The organism is Flavobacterium phragmitis, from assembly GCF_900112575.1.
Taxonomy (GTDB): Bacteria; Bacteroidota; Bacteroidia; order Flavobacteriales; family Flavobacteriaceae; genus Flavobacterium; species Flavobacterium phragmitis.
On record NZ_FOMH01000003.1, the window covers coordinates 16,659 to 31,990 of the forward strand.

The following is a 15,332-nucleotide window of genomic DNA, read 5'->3' on the forward strand; positions in this document are numbered from 1 at the left end:
AACATTTTCATATTTAAAAATTGCGTACATTTAGCTTAACTAAGAATTATACATTATAAAAGGTTACTTCAAAAGCCATAAAATTCTTGGTTATATCTATTTATTCAATAAAAAATATTGTTATGATAAAAAGAAACTCAAGAACTGCTACTGAAAAAAATAGCGATATTCCAGCTGAAACTGCTGTAGAAAGTACAACAGAAGTTACACCTGAAGCAAAAACTACTGTTAGAAGAACCACTAAAACAGCCGTTAAAACACCTGCTTCAAAATCAACGGCCACAAGAACAACAACTTCAAAGGCGCCTGCAGCAACTGTAAAACCTTCCACCAAAACGCCTGTAAGAGCCGCTACAAAAGGAACACCGAGCGCAACTGTTAAAAAAGAAGCCACCGTTACACCAGAAAAAACAGAACCGATTGTTTCCGAAATTATAGAAATACAAACTCAAGATCTTCCAGCACCAACTGAACCAAATGAGCCAATTTTAGAAATCGACGGAACAATTCTTGAAATTGTAAAAGACAAAAAAAAAGATATAAAATCACAGCTAAAAGCAAAACTTAAAGCAAAAAAAGAAAAAGAGAAAAAAAGAGAAAAGGCTATAAAAGCCGTAATCAAAAAACTTGAAAAAGCGAAGAAAGCAAAACTTAAAGCAGCCGAAAAGAAAAAAGAAAAAGCTAAAAAGGCAAAGGAAAAAGCAAAAGCTAAAAAACTTGCTGAAAAGAAAGCGAAAGCATTGAAAAAGGCTAAAGCAAAGGCTAAAAAGAAAAAATAATATTTAGAAAGGTTTGACTTTGAAAAAGGTTAAGCCTTTTTTTATTTCATCGCATGGTTTGTCATTTCGACCGAAGGGAGAAATCACACAAGTAATTCCACATGCAAAATCGTCAATCTTTGTAGAGTTTCGTGTGTCATTTCTCCCTTCGGTCGAAATGACAAAACTGTATGGTGAGCTTTGTCAAAGTTTAAAACTTTGACAAAGTTTCTCTCGAAACCATTACCCTCCAATCGCAATCATACTACGATTATCAAAATGCAACGCAGGATCATCAATTTGTTTCATTGTAGACATTCCCGCTCTAACTTCCTTTTTACTTGAAATAGCGTCGGAAATTAAACTTGTAATTGATTCTCCATTTCTAAAAGCCGTCAGCAAATCAGTTTCAGAATTTGAGAAAAGGCAGTTTTTAATTTTTCCGTCAGCCGTCAAGCGGATTCGGTTGCAACTGTCGCAAAACGGATTTGTAATGGAACTGATGATCCCAAAATCACCTTGAAAACCGTTTATTTTATAATTTCTGGAAGTGAAGTTTTTTTCGTCTTCCAGTTTTTGAATTTCATCTGAAGAAAAAGCATTCTCAACTAAAGATAAAATCTCTTGCTGCGAAACCATTTTACTCCTGTCCCACTCGTTTCCTGCAAATGGCATAAACTCAATAAAACGAACAGAAATAGGCAGAAACTGAGTCAATTTTACAAAATCGCCAATTTCGTTATCATTAAAACCTTTTATCAAAACGACATTTATTTTTACCTGAAAATCGTTATTCAAAAGCAAATGCAAATTGTCTACTACTTTCTCAAACTGATTTCTAAGCGTTATAGAAGCAAATTTAGACGAAACCAAAGTATCTAAACTCAAATTGATTTTTTTGACATTAAACTGTTTTAAAACATCAATATGTCGGTCAATTAAAATGCCGTTTGTAGTTAAAGAAAGCGAAATATTTAAAACGGATAATTTAGAAACAATTTCAGGGAAATCTTTTCTTAGTAGAGGTTCTCCACCTGTTAATCTGATTTTATCAACACCATTTTGCGCGAAAGTCTGAGCGATGGCAAAAATCTCGTAGGCCGTCATTAAACTGACTTTTGGAGAAAGCGCGATTCCGTCCGCCGGCATGCAATAAGTACAACGCAGATTGCATTTTTCCAACAGTGAAATACGCAAATAGTTGTGTTTGCGCCCAAAACCGTCCGTCAAAATAGTGTTAGAGGCTGTCATGATTTTTTCCTTTTAAAATATGAAAAACGTGCATTATGTGCGGAAATACAGCATCCATAGATTCTCTTACTCCGTTCGTTGAGCCTGGCAAAGCCAAAACTAAACTTTTACCTAAAGTCCCCGCTACGCTTCTTGAAAGCATTGCATACGGCATTCTTTGTTGTCCGTAATTGCGAATCGCTTCTTCAATTCCCGGAATTCTGCTTTCTAAAATTGGCAATAAAGCTTCTGGCGTCACATCTCTTGGCGACAAACCAGTTCCGCCTGTAAAAATCACCAGCTGATTTTCTTTTGCGAAAGCTTTAGTTTTTTCCTGAATAATCTCCAATTCGTCTGGAATGATTTCGTAGTGCGCTGTTTCAACTCCGTATGAATCCAGTTTTTCTATTATTGTTTTTCCGGAACGATCTTCTTTGTCGCCCGCAAAAATTGAATCGGAACAAACGAAAACCGCCGCTTTTATCGCATTCGGGAATTTATTTTTGAAAGAAGATTTTCCGCCTTCTTTATTGATTAATTTAATGGTTGATATTTCGATTTCTTTATCAATCGGTTTCAGCATATCGTACATCGTCAATGCCACTATTGATGCGCCATGCATGGCTTCAACCTCAACTCCGGTTTTATAAATTGTTTTTACATTGAAGATAATGTGAATATCTAAACCCTCAATATTATATTCTACAGAAGTAAATTCAATCGGAATTGGGTGACAATCCGGAATAGATAAATGCGTGTTTTTTACCGCAAATAATCCTGCCGTTTTTGCCATTTCGAATACGTTTCCTTTTGGCACTAAATTGTTGACCACAGCATCAATTGTTTCTTGCCTGCTGACTTTTACAATTGCGGTTGCGGTTGCGACTCTTAACGTGCTTATTTTATGCGTAATATCTACCATTAACTATTTTGTTTCCATGTGAATGTATCGTTCTCAAACATTTCTTTTCCAAAAATTGGAACATCGGTTTTTATCCAGTTTACAATGGCTTCTGTTGCTTCATAAACTTGTTTGCGCCTTGTTGCCGAAACGAAAACGAATAAACAAATTTCTCCTGCCTTTACCACGCCTAAACTGTGATAAATGTGCATGCAGGTCAAATCGAATTTAGCGAAAGCTTTTTCGCGAATGGTGTACAAAGCTTCGTTCGCCATATCCGTATAAGCCGAATAATCAATTGCCACGACTGTATTATCGTGAATCACATCGGCACGAACTTGTCCTAAAAAGATGTTGTGCGCCCCTATAGTATGTTTCGATTGATGTTTGGCAATCGACTCGGCAATAAATTCAGGTGAGATTGGACCTTCTACGAATACATTTTTACTCATTACTTTTTATTTTTTTTCACAGGTTAAAAGGATTTTTTCTATTATTTTTTGTCAGGCTGAGCGGAGTCGAAGCCCAAGTCCAATTGGAACGCCCTTCGACTCCGCTCAGGGTGACAATCTAACTAATAATCTGTGGCTATAAATTTATTTCTTCTTTCAATATATTTTTCATTGCTAAAGCTCCGCCTGCAATACTTTTTATATTTTTAAATTGATGTTTTTGAAGCAATTCAACTGCAATTTTGCTTCTGATTCCAGATTGGCAGAAAACATAGATCTTTTTATTTTTATCTAATTTTTCAATTTCTATTTCCAAGTTCATTAACGGAATCTGAATCTGATTTTCCAAACTAATTTTCGGCGATTCATCAATATTTCGAACATCCAAAAACAAAACCTCATCATTGTTTATTTCATCTAAAACCGAATCAAAACTCACTTCTTCAATCACACATTTATTATATTTTTCTTCAAATACCTCTCTGTCAACTGATTTGAATTCACTCTTTTCGAAATCATATTTTTGCTGTTCGTTATTCAGCGTATTATAAACCAATATTTTTCCGCTGAGAACTTCTCCGATTCCCAAGATCATTTTTAAAACTTCATTGGCCTGAAACATTCCTATAATTCCAACCGAAACACCAAGCACTCCCGCTTCTTCACAATTCAATACATCCAAATTTTCATCTGGATACAAACATCTGTATGTCGGTCCTTTTTGATAATTGAAAACCGAAACTTGTCCCTGAAACCTGAAAATAGAACCATAGACCATTGGTTTACATGTTACTAAACAGGCATCATTAATTAAATATTTAATCGCAATATTGTCGGTTGCATCAACAATAATATCATATTTCTCAAATAACGAAAGGGCATTTTTTCCTGATAATTTTTCTGAAATCGCTTTTACTTTAACCAAAGGATTTAAGTCTGAAATCATTGCTTTGGCTTCTTTCGCTTTTGATTTTCCGATAGCATCCGTTTTATAAATCACCTGTCTCTGAAGGTTTGAAATCTCAATAACATCATGATCTACAATTCCGATTTCGCCAACACCCGCGCCTGCCAAATAAGGCATAATCGCAACGCCCAAACCTCCAGCACCAATTACCAAAACTTTTGATTCTGCTAATTTTTGCTGTCCCTTCTCTCCTATTTCTGGGAGAATTATTTGTCTGTTATATCGGTTATCTACATTCATAATTTATCCTCCGGCAAATGGTGGCAATAAAGCTACGATATCACTTGTCTGTAAAGTATAATCGGATGTTTTTGAAACTATTTTTTGATTGACCGCAACCCTAAAAGTCAGTGATTCGAACTCATATTTTTCGTCTAAATCCTGCAAGAGTTTTTGCAATGATAATTCTTTAGAAAAAGATAATTTTTCGAATTCGCATTTCGTCTTTTCGGCGACAGCTCCAAAATATTTAACCTCAATCATTTTTATAAATTTAAATTCTGAAAAATGAATTCATCTTCAAAATGTTCTTGAAAATAAGAAATCCAGCTTGATGTATTTCGCACCACTTCACCAATTACGATAATGGCTGGTGATGAAATGTTTTTTTCAGCTACCAATTTAGTAATTGTGCTAATAGTTCCGATCACTTTTTGTTCAGAATTTTTAGTTCCGTTTTGAATAATAGAAACTGGCAAATCGTCATTTCTGTTTTCTTGATAAATCGAAATAATTTCATTCAATTTATGCATTCCCATTAAAATCACGACAGTTGCAGCCGACTTTGAAGCCAGATGTACATCTTTTGATAATTCATGAGCCGAAGTTGTTCCAGTAATTACCCAAAAACTCTCAGCAACTTTTCGTTGCGTCAAACTAATTCCAACTGAAGCAGGGACTCCCAAAGCCGATGAAATTCCGGGAACAATGGCAGTTTCAATTCCGAAATCTTCTGCAAATTCGATTTCTTCACTTCCTCTTCCAAAAACAAACGGATCTCCGCCTTTTAAACGAACGACATGTCCGTGTGTTTTTGCCATAGAGACAATCAAATCGTTGATTTGGTCTTGTGTATAAGCGTGACAGCCAAGACGTTTTCCAACAAAAACAATTTCTGCTTGCGATGCATATTCTAACAATTCTTCGTTTACCAAAGCATCATACAACACTACATCGGCACTTTTCAAAGCTTTTATGGCTTTTATCGTAATCAGTTCAACATCGCCTGGGCCTGCGCCTACGATTGTTAACTTTGGTGTTTTTAAAGTTTCCATGCTGCTTTAAATTGAGTTGATATTTAAATCATCTAATTCATCTGGTGAATTAACATTGGTCAAATGATAATTTTCACTTTCTCCTATATTAATAATCTGATGTGGTACTTTTGCCAACAGATCCATCATTCTCAATTCGTTAGAATCGATAGCACTTTTGATAATTGGAACAATTTCTTTAGAATAAATTCCGATTAAAGGATGTGTTTTACTTTCTGAAGCAAAAACCGTAATTCCGGCTTCGCTGGTATGTTTTGAAATTAATTCCTCCAGAAGTTCAGTTGAAATTAACGGAATATCACAGCTTAAAATCAGATTGAATTCAGTTTCAGAATGTGATAATGCAGTGTAGATTCCGCCCAACGGTCCTTTTTCTTCAATTAAATCAGGAATTTTTTCATAATCCAAATAGTCGTATTCTTTAGATGCCGTAATTAATTTTATATGATTCGTAATCGGCAAAATCGCCTGAATGATATGCTCGATGAATGGCTTTTCCTGAAACAAAACCAATCCTTTTTCTGACTGTATTCTGGAGCTTTTTCCTCCGCAAAGAATAAATACTGTTAGTGTTTTCATGATGTTTTTGTTTCAAGTTGGGATGAGTTTTTTTTACCGCAAAGTGCGCTAAGTTTTTTCTCATTGCTACCTTATAAAATTAAGTTCGCAAAGCTAGATCTACACAAAACTTTCCGTGCTTTGCGATTGAACTTTACCGCAAAGTACACTAAGTTTTTTTTTTCATTGCTACCTTTAAAATTAAGTTCGCAAAGCAGGATCTACATAAAACTTTGTACTTTTTTCTTTTCTAATCCTAATAAATCTTTCGTCTTTATTCTATTTTCTACCCTCTTTATTCTATTTTCTCAAAAAAATTAATCAATCGGCAAAATCGTAACTAATTCTCCTGCCTGCATTTTTTCGCAGTTGTGTTCTACAATAACTAAACCATTGGCGATAGCAAAAGAATTTAGCATTGACGACGCCTGACCGTCTAAAATGGCAACACTTGTTTCATCATACAATGCTTTTAGAAACAATGTTTTACCTGTTGTATTCTTTATGTCATCGTTCAATTTTCTAACAATTTTCGGAAGATGCGTATTTGAAAAACCCATCAGGTTTTTTACTGCCGGATAAACATAAATATAGAAATTCGTTAATGATGAAGCTGGATTTCCTGGAAGTGCAAATACTAATGTATTTTTTTTAGAACCAAAGAACATGGGCTTTCCGGGTTTTTGATTTATTTTATAAAAGAGTTCTTGTACTCCATTTTCCAATAAAGCTTCTTTCACAAAATCATAATCACCAACTGATATTCCACCAGAAATCAATACAATGTCATTCTTTTTTAAGAGGTCTTTTAAGGCATTTTTAGTTTCTTTTAAACTGTCTTTTACTCTAAAAACTTTAGCATTTTTAATTCCTATAGTTTGTAAAGTGGCTTGAAGCATTATGGAATTACTCTCGTAGATTTTTCCTTTCTTTAATTTTTTCCCTGGCTCTACTAATTCGTTTCCTGTTACTAAAATGGCCACTTTAGGCTTTTTATAAACTTGTATTTCTGTAATTCCTAAACAGGCTAAAAAACCAATTGCCGCTGGTGTAATTACTGTATTGGCATCAAAAACAACATCTTCTTCATTAATTTGTTCACCTTTATTTCTAACATTTGAAAAAGGTTCCGGCATTTTGGCAATCAAAATCGAATTTTCATTAGCCATTACATCTTCCTGCATTACTACAGTATCTGCATTTTTAGGAACGTGAGCACCAGTAAAAATACGTACAGCTTCATTTTCTTTCAGTTTTACCTTTACATGATCTCCTGCCTGAGAAATTCCAACGATATCAAATTGATGCCTTCCAGAATGAATAAACGCATATCCATCCATAGCAGATTGACGAAACGGTGGCATAGCGATGGGCGAATAAATGGTTTCTGCCAGAACATAGCCAAGTGCTTTACGTACTTGTATTTTTTGTTTCGGCATATTTGAGCTATTCGCTGCAACAATTTCTAAGGCTTCTTTGACTTCAATCATTTTTATCTAGATATAAAACTAAGTAAAAATACTTATTTATAAGTATAAGTATTTCTGCTTACGATGAACATTTTTTTTGGTTTTATTTTAATTTCTATAAAATTACTCTAATTTATTCAAAATCAACTTTAAAATTTTTATCTGATTTTTATAAAATAAAAAGCAAAATGGCTTTTTAAGACGTTTTACACCCCTTTATCAAATAAAATAAACTATTTAAAATAGATTTAAAAAATGAAAAGCAAGTATAAAATACTACAATTTCTTTACTGCTTAAAAATTATTTTAACATTTGTCTGAATTCCACAAACCTTTTCATCCCTTTTAAAACAAGGCTTTCGCATACGAAACCTCATCTACAGCAAGTACATAGCGCTTTATTTTTCAAAAAAAAGCAAACAAACTTTTGGTTTTTATTATATAAAATTTAACTTTGTCTATAGGATTAGTAGAGTTTAAAATAATATTTCAAACTAAAAAATTATTATTGTGAAAACAACAGAAAGCATATTGCATTACATTCTTCCTAAAAAATACACTTATAACACTTCTTGTTGTATGTGTTTCTGTTGTTAATAATCTACTTTTGTTTTGTTTGCTAATCATCACATAAAAGCAAATTTCTTAAAAACACACCACCAAAAACATTTATTGCATTTACCCAAAAATCTTTCTGAAGCATTTTACTGCTTTGGACAGATTCTTGAAACCATACCTTTTATTCAGAAATTAAATAACTAACAACTAAAGAAAACTACAATGAAAACAATGCAAAGCTGTTGCTGTAAATAAAAAAAGCCATTTCTGCGGCAACAGAAATGGCAAGGCTTAAAGAACATTTATCACTAAATCAAGAACACTTTTAGAGTGCTGTATAAACAGTGCTCAGGGCGTCTTGTTAATTACTTAAAACCATTACAAAGAAATGAAAAAAAAATTAAACATATACATACCGCTGTTTCTACTCTTGATAACGGCGGGAATACACGCCCAAAATACCACGCCGCTTATTCAATCAAAACTCGACGGAACTGTAGTCGATGCTATTACAAATCAACCCATTATAGGTGCATCAGTTACCATTAAAGGAACAACTCACGGCGTTGTAACTGATGCCGAAGGAAAATTTTATTTTCAGACAGGACAAAAATTCCCTTATACTTTGATCGTAAGTTACATTGGATATAAAAAGTTAGAAATAATTGTAGAGAAAAACCCAGTAATTATTAATCTTAAAGAAGAACGTCAGGAACTAGATGAATTAGTAGTTGTAGGTTACGGAACTCAAAAAAGAAAAGACATTACAGGTTCTGTAGCATCGGTTCCAAAAGCCAATTTGTCTCAGGTAACTTCTTCAGCGGATAATCTTTTAAGAGGAGCAATTTCTGGAGTTGTAGTCACACAAAGTTCAGGACGACCAGGAGCCTCTTCAAGTGTGCGTATTCGTGGAGGAAACTCTATTACAGCAGGTAACGAACCGCTTTATGTTGTGGATGGAATTTTGATTTATAATGACAACTCAAACAGTTCGGCTGGAGTTGCTTATGCGGGTGCAAGTGTCAACGTATTGTCTACTATAAATCCTGCTGATATTGAATCTATAGAAGTTTTAAAAGATGCTTCGGCAACTGCTATTTATGGTTCTCGAGGTGCTAATGGCGTTGTCATTATTACTACCAAAAAAGGAACTAAAGGACAAGATAATATTTCGTACCAAGGTTATTTCGGATTCCAGAACATCTCCAAAAAACTAAGAATAATGAACGCCAGCGAATGGGCTAGTTTAAGAAATGATGTTCAGGCAAGTATTGGTCAAGCTCCATCTTTTACAGCTGCTCAGATTGAAGCGTTTAAAACTTCTGGAAGTTATGATTGGCAAGATGCCGCATTTGTGACTGCTGCGCCAATACAAAGTCATAACCTATCTTTCTCTGGCGGAGATGAAAGATCCAGATATTCAATCTCGGCTGGTTATTTTGATCAAGATGGAATAGTTTTAGGTAGTGATTTTAAACGTATTTCTCTTCGTGCTAACTATGAAAGAAATTATTCTCAGAATTTCAAATTTGGCGTAAATGCGAATTATACGAATTCTATTTCGAATGGAGTTGGATCCAGCAGCAGTGGTGGCAGAAATCCAAATCCGTTAGTTGGTGTTTTATTAACTGCTCCCGTAGTTCCTATTAAAAATGCAGACGGAAGTTACAACGTAACCAACAACCCTTATACAACTTCTGTAAATGGTTATGTTTCCAATCCGATTAATGATTTGGAAAATACTACTAATGAAACCAAAATCAATAGAATCTTGACGAGTTTATTTGGTGAATACAAAATCACTAAAAAACTAACTGCTAAAGTCGCCGTAAGCGGGGATGTTATTAATACAAAACAAAATTATTACGCCCCTGCAAATACATCAAATGGTGCAGGAACAAAAGGTTTAGCTTCTGTTGGAGATAGAGTCGTAAGCTCTGTTTTAAATGAAAACACCTTAAATTACAATACTAATTTTGGAGAAAGTCATAAGTTTTCTGCTTTAGGCGGTTACACGCTTCAATACACGAAAGGCGAGGTTGTAAATGCAGGAGCACAGACCTTTGTAAATGATGCCAATACATACAATGCTTTGCAAGATGGTGTTGCTGTAAAACCGTACAGCGATGCTTATGAAAGTGTATTAAAATCTTGGCTGGCAAGAATAAATTATTCTTATAAAGGAAAATATAATTTCACTTTATCTGGACGTGCAGATGGTTCTTCGAGATTTGGTGCTGAATCACTTTGGGGATACTTTCCTTCTGCTGGATTTTCTTGGAATATTACTGATGAAGAATTTGCGAACAACATCAAAGGCGTAACCGAAGCCAAATTGAGAATCACCGCAGGAACAACAGGAAACCAAGAAATTGGAAATTACCTTTCTTTACCAGCAATGGGTTCTGTAAACTACTCTTTTGGAGGAACATTATATACTGGTTTAGCTCCTACCCGATTGGCCAATCCCGATTTAAAATGGGAGAAAACAACTCAATATAACGTTGGATTGGATTTGTCCTTATTAGACCGAAAAATCAATTTTGTCTTTGATGTATATTACAAAAAAACAAACGATTTATTGATCAGTGTTCCTGTTCCATTGAGTTCTGGTTATGCAACAATACTTCAGAATATTGGTGGTGTTGAAAACAAAGGTTTGGAAATTGGTTTAACTACTGAAAATATTAAAACCGAAAAATTCGCATGGAATTCCAACATTGTATTTTCTGCCAACAAAAATAAAGTTACTGAAATTGGAAATGGTGTAAACGAGTTTTTCCCTGTAGTTCCAAATGGTTCATTACTACAACAGCAACCCGTTATTGTAAAGGTTGGATTGCCTTTAGGAACATTCTGGGGTTATAAAACCAACGGAATTTTCCAGACTCAGGAAGAAGTCAACACACAACCAAAAATCAACAGTTTGGCCAATACCACAGTGGGAGACAGAAAATATGTTGATGCAAATGGAGATGGCGTAATTAATGCCCTAGACAAAGGAAATTTAGGAACTTCTCAGCCAAAATTTGTCGGCAGTTTCAGCAATACTGTTTCATACAATGATTTTGATTTAAATTTCTCTTTCCAAGGATCTTATGGAGGAAAAATCTTTAATGCTTTAAATCAGCAATTAGAAATTTCTACTCTTGGAACTAATGCTGCAACCACTTTAAATGATCGTTGGACACCAACAAATCCAAGCAATGAAATTCCGAGAGCAACAAGCTCTCCGTTGGGAATTGTTTCCGAAAGATATGTTGAAGATGCTTCTTTCTTACGATTGAAATTAATCACGCTAGGTTATACTTTACCTAAAAGTGTTTCTAAAAAACTGGGGACTAAAAGTGTGAAATTCTATGTATCAGCAGAAAATTTAATTACATGGACAAAATACACTGGTTATGATCCAGAGGTAAGCTCTTACGAACAAAACAACTTATATCCGGGAATTGATTTTGGTTCTTATCCAAACTCTAAAACATTCATCTCGGGCTTGAACGTAACTTTCTAAGTAAAAAATATATAAAATGAAAAAGATCATTATAACATTCCTTTTAAGTGCCGGTTTATTGATATCATGCACAGAATTGGAGGTAACACCAACCTCTTTTGTAACCGAAGACAATTATTTTATCACTCAGGATGATGCTGTTGCTAGTGTTACCGCAGTTTACGCTTCCTTAAGCCTTGATCCGGGTGAGCAGAGTTTATTTGGTAGAAATCTTTATTTCCTAACCGATATGGGTTCAGATTATGCTGCCGCTGGAGTTTCTGCTACCAATCCGCAGGTAAGAGCCATGAGCGCTTTAACTCACGATGCCACAACCGACCGTGTTCAGGTAGCTTGGAGACAAATTTATGCAGGAATCAACAGAGCCAATGTTTCTATTGATAATATTCCGAAAGTAACAGGAAATGAAGTTATCAAAACACGATTAATTAATGAAGCTAAATTTATTAGAGCATTACTTTATTTTCAAGCGGTTCGTCTTTGGGGAGGTGTGCCAATTGTTTTACACGAAGCAACTTCTATCCAATTGGGCAGTCTTAAAACAAACAGAGCAACTGTAGAAGAAGTTTATACGCAAATTATAAAAGATTTAACTGATGCTGAAGCTTTACCGGCAACTTACACTGCTGCAGATGCCGGACGTGCCACGTCTGGAGCTGCAAAAGCTATTTTAGCAAAAGTGTACCTAACGAGAAAAGACTGGCCAAATGCAATTGCAAAATCGAGAGAAGTAATTAATGGAGGTTATGGATATGCTTTGTTCGAAGATTTTCAGGACATTTTTACCAAAACCAAAAAGAATGGAAAAGAACATATTTTCTCTGTTCAGTTTGAGCCAAATCAGGCTGGAAATGGTTCTAGCGGAAGTACTTTTCAGGCAACCTCATTTACCGGATTTACAGCAACAGAACCTGCTGATATTATCTCAGATGTTGCCTTGTTTTATGATATTTATGCACCTGGAGATAAAAGAAGAGATGTTAGCTACGCCAAACAATTGCTTAATCCGACAACGGGAACGCTTTATACTTTTCCAAAACCAATCTTCAAAAAATATCTGGATTTAACGAATCTGGCAACACCTGCAAACGTTTCAATTAACTTTCCAGTAATTCGTTATGCCGACATCCTTTTGTCTTTAGCAGAAGCGATAAACGAACAAAGCGGCCCAACAGCAGAAACTTACGAATTAATCAATCAAATCCGCAGAAGAGCTTTCGGAAAAGCCATTACAACTCCAGATGCAACTGTAGATTTAGTAGGATTAAATCAGGCAACATTTAGAGCCGCCATTCAGGAAGAACGCAAAAAAGAATTTGTTCAGGAAGGACAGCGTTGGTACGATTTGGTACGATGGGGAACTTTGGTTACAGAAGTAAAAAAAGTAACTGCTAAAAACTCTGTTTCAGAACGAAATAATCTTTACCCGATTCCGCAGAGTGAAAGAAATATCAATCCGGATGGCTTACCTCAAAATCCTGGATATTAAATTTTAAACACATAGAGACATAGATTTTAATTATTAATAAAGAAAGTAAAAGAGAAACTCGTTTCTCCAGACATAGTTGTTATGTGAATTGAAATAAGTGAAACGCCTTTTTATCACAGAGAAATTCTATGATTCTATGTGTTTTAAAAAATAATAATTAGAAAACCTAATAACTAAAAAACTATAAAATCATGAAAAAATTAAAAAATAACCTTTCAGTCAAAAGTCCCAAAAAGGGACTTTTGATTACTGCAATACTAGTTGCACAATTAGGATTTGCACAAGACACACAAGAATTTAAAGGCACAATCGGCAAGACTTTGGCAGATTCAAAAGAATATTGGCCAGAGCCTCTAACCGCTCCAAAAGGCGCTCCAAATGTGGTTTGGATTTTATTGGATGACGTTGGATTTGGTGCTTCAAGTGCTTTTGGGGGTTTAATCAACACTCCTACTTTTGATAATTTGGCCAATAACGGATTGCGTTATACGAACTTCCATACAACAGCGATTTGTGCACCAACCCGTGCCGCTTTATTGACGGGAAGAAATTCAGGAAGAGTTCATGTAAGCGGCTTTTCTCATACCATTTTATCAGCAGGTTTTCCAGGATGGGACGGAAGAATTCCTTCGGATAAAGGAACCATTGCAGAGATTCTTCGTGCAAACGGTTACAATACTTTTGCCGTTGGAAAATATGGCGTTACACCAGATGAAGATGCATCAGATGCAGGTCCGTTTGACCGTTGGCCGACAGGAAAAGGTTTCGATCATTTCTACGGATTCTTAGGTTCGCAGACCGATCAATACAATCCTGATTTAGTAGAAGACCAAGTTCATATAAAACCTGACGGACGTCATTTAAATGAATTAATTACAGATAAAGCCATCAGCTATATTCAGAAACAGCAGAAAGCGGCGCCGGGAAAACCGTTTTTCTTGTACTATGCTCCGGGAGCTGTTCATGCACCTCATCAGGTTGCCGAAAAATGGGTTGAACCATACAAAGGTAAATTTGATGAAGGCTGGGATGTTTACCGCGAAAAAGTATTGGCTAACCAGAAGAAATTAGGAATCTTTCCTCAAAATGCAGGACTGCCAGATCGTAACGCTTTAATTACGGAATGGAAAAAATTAACTCCAGACCAAAAGAAAGTATATGCCAGATTTATGGAAGTATATGCCGGATTCCTGACTTATACTGATTATGAAATTGGAAGAGTCGTAAATTACTTAAAAGAAAGCGGTCAATTGGACAACACTTTGATTTTTGTTGCAATTGGTGATAACGGAGCCAGTAAAGAAGGAACGCTGCAAGGAACAATTAATCAGAGCTTATTTTCTCAAGGAAAAACAGATGAAGAAAACTTCCAGAGTAATTTGAATAACATCGGCGAAATCGGAACAGCGAAAGGTCTAAATACGAATTATCCTTTAGGATGGGCACAGGCAACGAATGCTCCATTTAAGAACTGGAAACAAGATGCACATTCTGAAGGCGGAACACGTAACCCGTTAATCGTATTTTATCCAAACGGAATTAAAGATAAAGGCGGTATCAGAAATCAATACAGTCATGTAACCGATTTACTTCCAACAACTTTAGCGATTACTGGAATAAAAGCTCCGGAATATATCAAAGGAATTAAGCAGGACATTATCCAAGGTTCTTCATTCCAAGCTTCTTTAGACAATCCAAAAGCAGAATCATTGCATAAAGTGCAGTACTACTACATTTTTGGAAACAGAGCCATTTACAAAGACGGATGGAAAGCTTCTGCAGCACATTTACCTGATTCATTTGCTGTAAAAAAATCTTTAGGAAGCAATGAAAAACCGGCACCAAGCAACTTCGATACCGATGTTTGGGAATTATATAATCTAAATGAAGACTTCAACGAACGTAATAATCTAGCGAAAAAATATCCAGAAAAACTGGCTGAACTTCAAAAATTATTTGATGAACAAGCCAAAGAAAACAATGTTTACCCATTGATTGACTGGCAGGATGTGTACAACAGAAGAATTCACAACACTGGAGCTGATAAAGGAAAAACAATTTCAGATTTAATCAAACAGGCAACGAAACCTGGAGGCAGTTCTAATTAAAGATTTCACACAACCTGCAAGGTTTTCAAAACCTTGTAGATTTAAATTATTAAA

Annotated in this window: 12 protein-coding genes; 4 read left to right on the top strand and 8 right to left on the bottom strand. The window is 35.2% G+C overall.

Translation table 11 applies throughout. The features are described 5' to 3' along the window. Positions 1-122 precede the first annotated feature (122 nt). On the top strand, positions 123-779 hold the full coding sequence (locus BM289_RS25295; protein WP_143102048.1) for a hypothetical protein: 657 nt from the start codon (positions 123-125) through the stop codon (positions 777-779). 222 nt (positions 780-1,001) lie between these two features. Here the strand turns inward: BM289_RS25295 and moaA are convergent, their stop codons facing one another. From moaA to BM289_RS05740, 8 genes are all read right to left on the bottom strand, one after another. Next, on the bottom strand, positions 1,002-2,009 hold the full coding sequence (gene moaA / locus BM289_RS05705) for a GTP 3',8-cyclase MoaA (RefSeq protein WP_091491605.1): 1,008 nt from the start codon (positions 2,007-2,009) through the stop codon (positions 1,002-1,004). Continuing rightward, entirely contained in the window at positions 1,996-2,910 is a 915-nt protein-coding gene (gene moaCB, locus BM289_RS05710) for a bifunctional molybdenum cofactor biosynthesis protein MoaC/MoaB (RefSeq protein WP_091491606.1), read from the bottom strand. The genes moaA and moaCB overlap by 14 nt, the downstream gene beginning before the upstream one ends. After that, positions 2,910-3,341: a molybdenum cofactor biosynthesis protein MoaE gene (locus BM289_RS05715; protein ID WP_091491608.1), complete on the bottom strand. Its 432-nt coding sequence runs from the start codon at positions 3,339-3,341 to the stop codon at positions 2,910-2,912. Before BM289_RS05715 ends, moaCB begins: the two co-directional genes overlap by 1 nt. A 136-nt stretch (positions 3,342-3,477) precedes the next feature. After that, entirely contained in the window at positions 3,478-4,548 is a 1,071-nt protein-coding gene (gene moeB / locus BM289_RS05720; RefSeq protein ID WP_091491609.1) for a HesA/MoeB/ThiF family protein, read from the bottom strand. 3 nt (positions 4,549-4,551) lie between these two features. Next, positions 4,552-4,791 carry a MoaD/ThiS family protein gene (locus tag BM289_RS05725; protein WP_091491611.1) on the bottom strand — a complete coding sequence of 80 codons (240 nt, stop codon included), beginning with the start codon at positions 4,789-4,791 and terminating at the stop codon, positions 4,552-4,554. Between the two features lie 2 nt (positions 4,792-4,793). Then, entirely contained in the window at positions 4,794-5,582 is a 789-nt protein-coding gene (gene cobA, locus BM289_RS05730; protein WP_091491612.1) for a uroporphyrinogen-III C-methyltransferase, read from the bottom strand. A 6-nt stretch (positions 5,583-5,588) separates the two neighbouring features. After that, complete coding sequence (locus BM289_RS05735; protein WP_091491614.1) at positions 5,589-6,161, bottom strand: molybdenum cofactor guanylyltransferase; 573 nt, start codon at positions 6,159-6,161, stop codon at positions 5,589-5,591. 296 nt (positions 6,162-6,457) lie between these two features. Beyond that, entirely contained in the window at positions 6,458-7,630 is a 1,173-nt protein-coding gene (locus tag BM289_RS05740) for a molybdopterin molybdotransferase MoeA (protein WP_091491616.1), read from the bottom strand. A 925-nt stretch (positions 7,631-8,555) separates the two neighbouring features. Here BM289_RS05740 and BM289_RS05745 point away from each other — a divergent pair. The 3 genes from BM289_RS05745 to BM289_RS05755 all read left to right on the top strand — a co-directional run bounded on the left by BM289_RS05745 (position 8,556) and on the right by BM289_RS05755 (position 15,278). After that, positions 8,556-11,681: a SusC/RagA family TonB-linked outer membrane protein gene (locus BM289_RS05745; RefSeq protein WP_091491617.1), complete on the top strand. Its 3,126-nt coding sequence runs from the start codon at positions 8,556-8,558 to the stop codon at positions 11,679-11,681. A 16-nt stretch (positions 11,682-11,697) separates the two neighbouring features. Next, positions 11,698-13,170 (top strand): RagB/SusD family nutrient uptake outer membrane protein, encoded by a 1,473-nt coding sequence (locus tag BM289_RS05750; protein WP_091491619.1) that lies wholly within the window; start codon positions 11,698-11,700, stop codon positions 13,168-13,170. Between the two features lie 191 nt (positions 13,171-13,361). Beyond that, positions 13,362-15,278 (top strand): arylsulfatase, encoded by a 1,917-nt coding sequence (locus BM289_RS05755; RefSeq protein WP_091491620.1) that lies wholly within the window; start codon positions 13,362-13,364, stop codon positions 15,276-15,278. The last annotated feature ends 54 nt before the right edge of the window (positions 15,279-15,332 follow it).

What these genes read in the sequence shown, in the direction of transcription:
- BM289_RS05745 (WP_091491617.1), top strand. Translation starts at nt 8,556, where the DNA reads ATGAAAAAAAAATTAAACATATACATACCGCTGTTTCTACTCTTGATA.
- BM289_RS05740 (WP_091491616.1), bottom strand. Translation starts at nt 7,630, where the DNA reads ATGATTGAAGTCAAAGAAGCCTTAGAAATTGTTGCAGCGAATAGCTCA.
- BM289_RS05715 (WP_091491608.1), bottom strand. Translation starts at nt 3,341, where the DNA reads ATGAGTAAAAATGTATTCGTAGAAGGTCCAATCTCACCTGAATTTATT.
- moaCB (WP_091491606.1), bottom strand. Translation starts at nt 2,910, where the DNA reads ATGGTAGATATTACGCATAAAATAAGCACGTTAAGAGTCGCAACCGCA.
- moaA (WP_091491605.1), bottom strand. Translation starts at nt 2,009, where the DNA reads ATGACAGCCTCTAACACTATTTTGACGGACGGTTTTGGGCGCAAACAC.
- BM289_RS05735 (WP_091491614.1), bottom strand. Translation starts at nt 6,161, where the DNA reads ATGAAAACACTAACAGTATTTATTCTTTGCGGAGGAAAAAGCTCCAGA.
- cobA (WP_091491612.1), bottom strand. Translation starts at nt 5,582, where the DNA reads ATGGAAACTTTAAAAACACCAAAGTTAACAATCGTAGGCGCAGGCCCA.
- BM289_RS25295 (WP_143102048.1), top strand. Translation starts at nt 123, where the DNA reads ATGATAAAAAGAAACTCAAGAACTGCTACTGAAAAAAATAGCGATATT.
- BM289_RS05750 (WP_091491619.1), top strand. Translation starts at nt 11,698, where the DNA reads ATGAAAAAGATCATTATAACATTCCTTTTAAGTGCCGGTTTATTGATA.
- BM289_RS05725 (WP_091491611.1), bottom strand. Translation starts at nt 4,791, where the DNA reads ATGATTGAGGTTAAATATTTTGGAGCTGTCGCCGAAAAGACGAAATGC.
- BM289_RS05755 (WP_091491620.1), top strand. Translation starts at nt 13,362, where the DNA reads ATGAAAAAATTAAAAAATAACCTTTCAGTCAAAAGTCCCAAAAAGGGA.
- moeB (WP_091491609.1), bottom strand. Translation starts at nt 4,548, where the DNA reads ATGAATGTAGATAACCGATATAACAGACAAATAATTCTCCCAGAAATA.